This is a genomic window from Rivularia sp. UHCC 0363 (genome assembly GCF_034931125.1).
GTDB lineage: Bacteria > Cyanobacteriota > Cyanobacteriia > Cyanobacteriales > Nostocaceae > Rivularia.
Genome location: NZ_JAYGHM010000069.1, coordinates 1 through 8200 on the forward strand (window position 1 = coordinate 1; position 8200 = coordinate 8200).

An 8200-nucleotide genomic window follows, 5' to 3' on the forward strand; every position below is an offset into this window, starting at 1 on the left:
GCTTTATGTAAGTCGGGTCGTGGAAAGAGGAAGCCTTTCATAGTGAGATGAAGGAATCCCCACCTTCAACGAACTAAGGTGGGGAGGATCTCAACCGGCAACTTTCCTGATTAAGGTTGCGATCGCAGGTAAAGTTATCTTATTGTTTGGGTGTTTTCAATCAACCTTAAACCAATCATCTTCGTGGAACGGTGTAGAATTGATATTTTTTACTATTGATTCTCATCCTGGAGTTCTCTCCAAACCATCTTGATTGCTGCAATCCGGCATAATGGTTGTTCTAGCGATCGTTTCTTAATTGCGGTTTGCTTTTCAAATGAGCAACTATCGAGATCGAGAAATGCTGCTAGAAGCGGGAGTGATTTGATAAATGTAAATCCAATAGCCTAAAATCGTGAAAAATCGCAACAAGGTCTCATTAGTTACTCCTAATTCAAAAATCGTCACTTCAGGAATCAACAAAAATTTAGTTCCAATATGTATGTTCGAGACTTTATGATACCAAAGGAAACTTCTATCTTAAAATCTGCGTCCCTTTTAATTATAATTTTTTAGGAGTTTTTGACATTTATTCGGTACTCCTACTAGAAGATTTTCTCAATCGCATCTTACCAGATTACTATTTTAAGCCGATAAATTTTACGGGCGTGCATTAATTACCGCTTCACTCAAAAATTTCATAAATTTCTTTACCCTGCATAGTATTCATGAATGGGATTGACTGCTTATGTTAATTCTAAATATCTCTTTGTGGGTGGAATTAAAATGCTTTATACGCAGGATTTTATTGCCATAACGGCATAAAAGAAGAATTTCTTATGTTAGAATTCTTTGCCAACAGCTAACCACGTTCTTTTTAAAGAAGCGTTTTCCACAGTGGACGTGTAACAGTATAAAATTGTCTACCTCGGCAAGCACCACTGGTAACAGACTTATTTTTAATGACGGTTTGAGCGGTTATATTCCAAGCAAGATTTGATTTATATATACTTACCGCTCTCGTAAATGCGACTTAGGAGAAACACTGTGAAATTACACTGGTTAATACCTGGGACTTTTTTAACTGTCTCCCTGTTATCTTCGCCTGCGGATGCAGCGAAACTAGAATCTTGGGATTTTGACGCTAAACAAAATCAGCTAGAATTTAATACCGATAGTGCGGTACAGCCAACAGCACAGCTAATTTTCAATCCCACTCGCGTGGTAATTGATTTACCCGGAGTTAAATTCGGTAGTCCCCAACTGAAAAAACCGATCGGTGGTGCTGTTAAAACTGTGCGTATCGGTCAATTTGACCCAGAAACTACGCGGATGGTAGTTGAATTAAATCCCGGCTATACTTTAGACCCAAATCAAATCAAGTTTGAAGGAGTAAGTCCCAGTCGTTGGAGAGTCCAATTACCATCACCAGAACTTGAAAAAACAGACGATCAAAGAAGTATTTACAGTGTAGTCAGCACAAGTAATACCGCACCTAGCAATACATCTAACAGCAATCAAACCGTAATCCAAACCGCTAAAGGAACTACTCAAATTGAAAGAGTACTTCCAACTGGTGATGGCTTTTTTGTTCGTACAAGTGGTGGTAAAGCAAATTCTGTAAGAATTAATCGCGACGGTCAAGAGTTTATCAATGTAGATGTTTCGGGAGCTACATTATCGTCAGGTTTGCCGCGAAATGAATTCCCGATGAATCGTTTTGGTGTCAAAGGAATTGAATTTAAGCAGTTAGACTCTACAACCGCTCGGATTGTTTTGCGAGTCAACAAAAATAGTCCCGATTGGCAAGCTAAAATTAGCAGCATTAGTAGTGGTGTAGTTTTGCTACCCAATGGTTCAGTTAGTCAATTACCTACAAATAACAATTCTAGTTCCCCTGTCAGACCATTACCTCCATCTCCACCACCAACCATAGCAACAAGAAATTCTTTCGCTGAAATTGAATCTGTAGAATTGGATGATAATGGCAGGTCATTAACTGTTAGAGCTAACAAATCTTTATCTGGAAGCACTAGCGAATGGGATAGTAAGAGTGCAATGTATCGCATTCTTATTCCCAACGCTCGTTTAACATCTTCTGTTCAAGGTCCAAAATTTAAACCTAACAGTTCGGTGTTGCGGGTACAGATGCGACAGCAAGACTCAAATACTGTTGCGATCTACATTTTACCAGCAGCCCAGGTCAGCTTCGGAAGACTCGATGTCAGAGGAAACCAATTGAATCTAGACTTGCAGCGCAATAGTGCGGTCAGACCCCCAGTTATGTTACCTCCCATCCCCCGACCAAATCCGGTTGCAGGTTCCCAGCCAGTTACTACTCCTCCCAAAGCAAATCCAAGTCCAGCGCCGAGACCGGCTCCTAGAGGACAGGTATTAGTTATGATTGACCCAGGTCATGGTGGTAAAGACCCCGGTGCAATTGGTATCGGTGGACTACAAGAAAAAGATATAATTTTGCCGATCGGTCAAAAAGTAGCAGAGATATTGCGGAAAAACGGAGTCAGTGCAGTACTCACACGCAATTCTGACTTTTTTGTCAGCCTTCAAGGACGTGTTGATATGTCCGACAAAGCTAATGCAGATTTATTTGTCAGCATTCATGCCAATTCTTTAGGTTTAAGTCGTCCCGATGTTAGCGGTTTGGAAGTTTATTACTATAACACGGGTAAACAGCTTGCCGATACCGTTCGTAGAAGCATCATCCAAAATGTGACAATTAAAGACCGGGGAATCCGACAAGCTAGATTTTACGTACTCCGCAAAAGCTCTATGCCATCAATACTTGTAGAAACTGGTTACGTTACTGGTCGTGAAGATGCCGCCAATTTAAAACAAGCCGCTTACCGTAATAAAATGGCTGAAGGTATAGCAGATGGTATCCTTAAATACCTCAAGCGTAGGTAAAAATAGATAAATAGACTGTAAGTAATGAGTAAATTTGAGTAAATCTACTCATTAAATATTGTTATCCTAAATCTAAAAGAGCGGTTATTATGGGGGAATTCTTGCTCGCTTCAGAGCTAAGGGTTCCCCCAATCTTATTTAATCTAAATTAGTATTGGGTTATTATTGGGGCTGGTATGTATCGAGTTGAAGTAAAATTATTTATGAGCAAAATGTTTAATTTAATTGTGATCCTAAATCGCGTTCGGCTATGCTACATCTAGCGACATAATAAACATGGGTCTACTAGATTTTTAAATTTTATCTGTATTTATAATCTCATACTTGATGCTTTTACTCAAGCTCAAAAAATTGACATATCAAACTATCTCGATCGGTTGATCGTTCGGTTAAACATTACCCAAAATATTTCTTGTGTCTGTACGCATTCTACCATTTGTTCTTAATTAGCAATATTATTTTTTGCAACTACAACATTTTATGGGAACGCTTAGAGAAACCAGAAGTATTCTAAATCTTTTAATTGACGAATTGATAATAGATGCGTATTTTCAGATAAAAGTCAAGCCAACCCACAACAAATTGTTTGTAAAATCCATTGATTAAAATTTTAAGATGGGAATGATATAGCCTGAAGGATAAATATATTTTTCTACCAGTACCACTTAAATTTACCCAAATTTTTAATTGAATAAAATGTCACCGATTGAATCTTACTGCCGAGTTAAACTGCTTCTATATAAATGTTGGTATAATCAAATGCTAAAAACTGGCAGAATGATGTCCTCAAAGCAAATAAATAAAAAGCTTCATGCTAAAGTTAATGCGATTAACAACGTCTTTATCTAAGATAAAATACTTGCGGCGATGCATACCGTTACGAATAAAAGTTGAAAGCGGTGATGCTTGCTTATATTTCGAGGTATGAAATACCAACACTTTTACAGATTAAACAGATTAATAGTTATCAATAAAATGCGGATTAGGAGAAAAAGTTGTGAAAATACATTGGTTAGTATCTGGTACTACTTTTTTATCTGTACTAATGTTATCGTCGCCCGCTCGCGGAGCGAATCTGTCTTCTTGGCGTTTTAATGCCGATCAAAACCAGCTAGAATTTCAAACTGATGGTGCAGTTCAACCCCAAGCACAACTAATCTTTAATCCGACCCGTTTGGTAATTGATTTACCGGGAACGACATTTGGAAGACCTCAGTTAACCAAACCGATTGGTGGTGCTATTCGTTCTATTCGTGTTGGACAGTTCGACCCACAAACGGCTCGTTTAGTTGTGGAAATGAATCCTGGCTATACACTTGACCCAGATCAAGTAAAATTCGTGGGTATAAGTCCTACTAATTGGACAGTGCAGCTACCTTCGGCGAAAACTGAAGCAAATGCTGTTGCTCCTAGAAGTCTTTTCAACGTAATTAAACCAACTACGAACACCGCACCATCGAACAGAATCGCTGCTAGCACAACAAATGCAGCAACACAAATTGAAAGCTTGCGAGTTACCCAAGACGGATTTTATATCCGTACCAGCGGTGCTAAACCCAAAATTAATAATCCGACTCGCGATCGCAACGAAATAAACATCGATATCCCAAATGCGGCTTTGTCACCAGAAGTCCAGCGAGATATAGCAGTTAATAAGTTTGCAGTTAACCGCGTTCAATTCAGCGAAATCGATGGTAAATCACCGGGAGTTCGCATGACTTTGCAGGTGGAAAAAAAGAGTCCCGATTGGCGAGCTGCAACTAGCGGCAATAATGCTTTAATAGTTCTACCCAATCGTACTACTTTATCCAGAATCAGTTCTAGTAGTTCTAGTTCTAATAGCTCTAATTCAACTGAAGTCAGTCAATCAAATTTCCCCGTTCCACCAATTCCAACTGCAAACAATGTTGCCACAATTGAATCTGTTGAACTAGCTCCAACTAGTACTCAGTTACTAATTAGAGGTGATCGAAATTTATCTGCTGTTGGTGGCTGGGATAGACAATCCGGTTTGTACCGCATTACCGTTAATAATGCTAAACTGGCTCCCAAAGTTAAAGGTCCAAATTTTACTGCTAGCAGCCCCGTTTTGCGAGTACGTCTACAGCAGCTTGACAACAATAAAGTTGCGATCTTTGTCCAACCAGCATCTGGAGTGCAAATTGGCGAACTCAATCAACTTAGCACTCAGCTTTTATCTTTAGAATTACAGCGCACCCGTAGAGTTATCCCTCCGATTACATCTGGTGGCTTACCTCCCATATCTCAACCGATTCCACGACCAGGTGGTCAGATTATGACGTTACCACCGAATACATCACCAAACATACCGCGATCGCGAGTTCCAAGCGGTAGAGTTGTAGTGATTATTGATCCAGGACATGGCGGTCAAGACCCCGGTGCAATTGGTATTGGTGGACTGCAAGAAAAAGATATTATTTTGCCTATTGGTCAAAAGGTTGCTCAAATTTTGGAGCAAAATGGAGTGCAGGCAATACTTACTCGTAGCACTGATTATTTTGTCAGCCTCCAAGGACGAGTAGATATGGCCGAACGAGCTAATGCAAATGTATTTGTCAGTATTCATGCCAATTCTGTAGGTTTAAGTCGTCCGGATGTCAGCGGCTTAGAAGTTTACTACTACAACAGCGGTCTGAATCTCGCCCAAACTGTCCGCAGCAGCATATTAAATACTGTAAGCGTTAAAGACCGGGGAGTACGACAAGCCAGATTTTACGTACTAAGAAAAAGTTCTATGCCCGCAATTCTTGTGGAAACAGGTTATGTCACGGGACGAGAAGATGCAGCGAAACTATCTTCCCCTCAATATCGCGACCAAATGGCACAGGGTATCGCTAATGGTATTTTAAACTACATTAGAGGAAGATAAACGTTTTATTTCACTTGTTGAGAAGTCAGGCTTTTAGATGGGATAAAAACCCGACTTCTTGAGTTTGTCAAAAAATTAAATCATAGTTATAGTTATCGCTGTCTGGCAGTATATTTACTGCACTACGGCGATTTTTTTATTTCATTAATAGTATAAATATATACCTGCATTTCCTGAATAAATATAGTAAAAATTTCTAAATAGAGAGTAAGGATGTAAAATTCTCTTTCATATCGGATTTATGAGTTAAGACGTTGAAGTTTTTTGTAAATCCTTTGTCCCAAATTCAAAAACTATTATCAAAATCTGCCTGTGTTTTCATCTTCTATCTTTGAAGGCAATCTTTACAATCTATCAGCACCAGAAGCCCAAGCTCCTATAGGCATCTTTGATAGTGGTGTAGGTGGTTTAACGGTACTGCGTCAACTTTACCAACAACTACCCGGCGAATCAATTATTTACTTTGGTGATACAGCTAGACTTCCTTACGGTATCCGAACGCAGGCAGAAATTATCCAGTTTACCCGTGAAATTATTTTCTGGATGGAAAATCAAGGCGTAAAAATGGTGATTATGGCTTGTAGTACCAGTTCTGCTCTGGCATTAGAAACGGTACGTTCCGAATTTAAAGTACCGATGCTTGGACTTATCTTACCAGGTGCAGTTGCAGCAGTGAAAGCCGGAAAGCGTATCGGTGTAATTGCTACTCCAGCAACAGCTAAAAGCAATGCTTACAAGAAAAGTATCCAAGAAATTAATAGTGATGCTCAAGTGTGGCAAGTTGGTTGTCCGGAGTTTGTTCCTCTTATTGAACAAAACCGCATTGATGACCCCTATACCAAACAAGTAGCGCTTTCCTACCTTGAACCTTTATTGGAGCAGGAAATTGACACTTTAGTGTATGGATGTACTCATTATCCTCACTTAGCGACATTATTGCGATCGCTGCTTGGTGAATCGGTGAAATTAGTAGACCCAGGAAAGAGTGTTGTTGAAGCTTGCGCTCAAGAGTTGGATTTATTAGGCTTAAGAAATACTTATCCACCGCTAGCAACTCGGTTCGCTGTCAGCGGAAACCCGACTCAATTTGCTCAGTCTTCAGTGCGATGGTTAGGCTGTACTCCAATGGTTGAATTGGTAAAGTTGGAACATCCGAACCTTAACCATTTTCAGCAAGACCGTGACGGCATAATCAGCTATTAGTCTACCGATCGGCTTAATAAAACGCAATACAGCACACCAGATGGTGTGCTGTATAGTTAACTATCATTTGAGAGCAAACAAATAAGGTTTTATTCACTCAACGGTGTGATAAACATCTCCGAAGAATACTCTTCTTCAAATTGCGAAACCGCTGTTGTCGCAGTTTTTTGAATTGTTTTCTTTGCTAACGCTAAGAATAAGTATACAGCGAACAAATAACCAGAAGCTAAAACAAATATCATCATTAACCTATTTCCCCCGACAAGTTTTTTTCTCCAATCCCATCCGTACAGCAAAGAATAAATTGAACATAAATACAAAAATGCAAGCTATCTTCGCTTTAAGCTATAGCTTTTTTTGCAATTCAAAAATTCCGGCAGAGTCTCACTAACTCCCCGACGTACCTATAGGTAATTCACTTTACAGGCTATGCCAGCAACAATAATCATGTCGCCATGCAATCTACCTAGCCTGCATTCCTACTGCATTATGCAGTGCTTCCCTTCTCTATACACAAGCTCAACCTTGCATTCCCTAAAACGAGTCGTCAAGATTAATCGATATATAATCTTCGGACAGCACATCACTATACTGTTATCGAGGAACTTATTAATCCGTAAACTACGAACACGAATAATATCCTCGATTTCACGTATGACTTATTTAACTCACTTTCATCAGTAAAAAGTATAAATCCGCGACAAAGCGACTTACTTTTTCTGAGTGAATATTTTAAGTATTTTTAAATCCCTATCTATAAGAATAACACAATAAATCTCACTTTAGAGGCAATAATATTGCTTAATTTCAATTTTTTAAGATATTATTGTTGATTTACTTATTTTTCCCTATGCCAACGGTGATGTATCCTGAGCTTGCTCGGTTCTTGACCTGTTATCAAAGAGACTCGGAGTTATACCGTACAATGTTAATTTTTTGTTAATAAGAACCTCTAAAGGTACATTTTGTCAAAATCAAAATAATTTAAACCTATGGAATGAATATTATCTGCTCATAGTTTTTACTTATAACAGCAATGTATTATTTATTACTAAACGCCATTAAGAGACAACGAGATACCAACAGTGAAAATGTGACAAAATGTGACAAAATATAAAACTGCCGAAATGCGCTCATTACCGTAAGCGACATCGGATTAGATTTCAAAGTCAGTGAGTTATCTAAACCTTGCCTACTCCTAAC

General features: G+C 38.9%; 4 protein-coding genes. 3 read left to right on the plus strand and 1 reads right to left on the minus strand.

Going from position 1 to position 8200, the window contains the following annotated elements; genetic code table 11:
- Positions 1-1026 precede the first annotated feature (1026 nt).
- The 3 genes from VB797_RS28165 (at position 1027) to murI (ending at position 6997) form a co-directional block, all read left to right on the plus strand.
- On the plus strand, positions 1027-2904 hold the full coding sequence (locus tag VB797_RS28165) for an N-acetylmuramoyl-L-alanine amidase (protein ID WP_323241075.1): 1878 nt from the start codon (positions 1027-1029) through the stop codon (positions 2902-2904).
- Between the two features lie 997 nt (positions 2905-3901).
- Positions 3902-5794, plus strand: coding sequence for an N-acetylmuramoyl-L-alanine amidase (locus VB797_RS28170; protein ID WP_323241076.1), 1893 nt, complete (start codon positions 3902-3904; stop codon positions 5792-5794).
- A gap of 312 nt (positions 5795-6106) precedes the next feature.
- Entirely contained in the window at positions 6107-6997 is an 891-nt protein-coding gene (murI, locus tag VB797_RS28175; protein WP_323241077.1) for a glutamate racemase, read from the plus strand.
- Between the two features lie 89 nt (positions 6998-7086).
- On the opposite strand, the gene VB797_RS28180 is transcribed toward murI, so the two are convergent.
- Positions 7087-7242 (minus strand): hypothetical protein, encoded by a 156-nt coding sequence (locus VB797_RS28180; RefSeq protein ID WP_323241078.1) that lies wholly within the window; start codon positions 7240-7242, stop codon positions 7087-7089.
- Between the last annotated feature and the right edge of the window lie 958 nt (positions 7243-8200).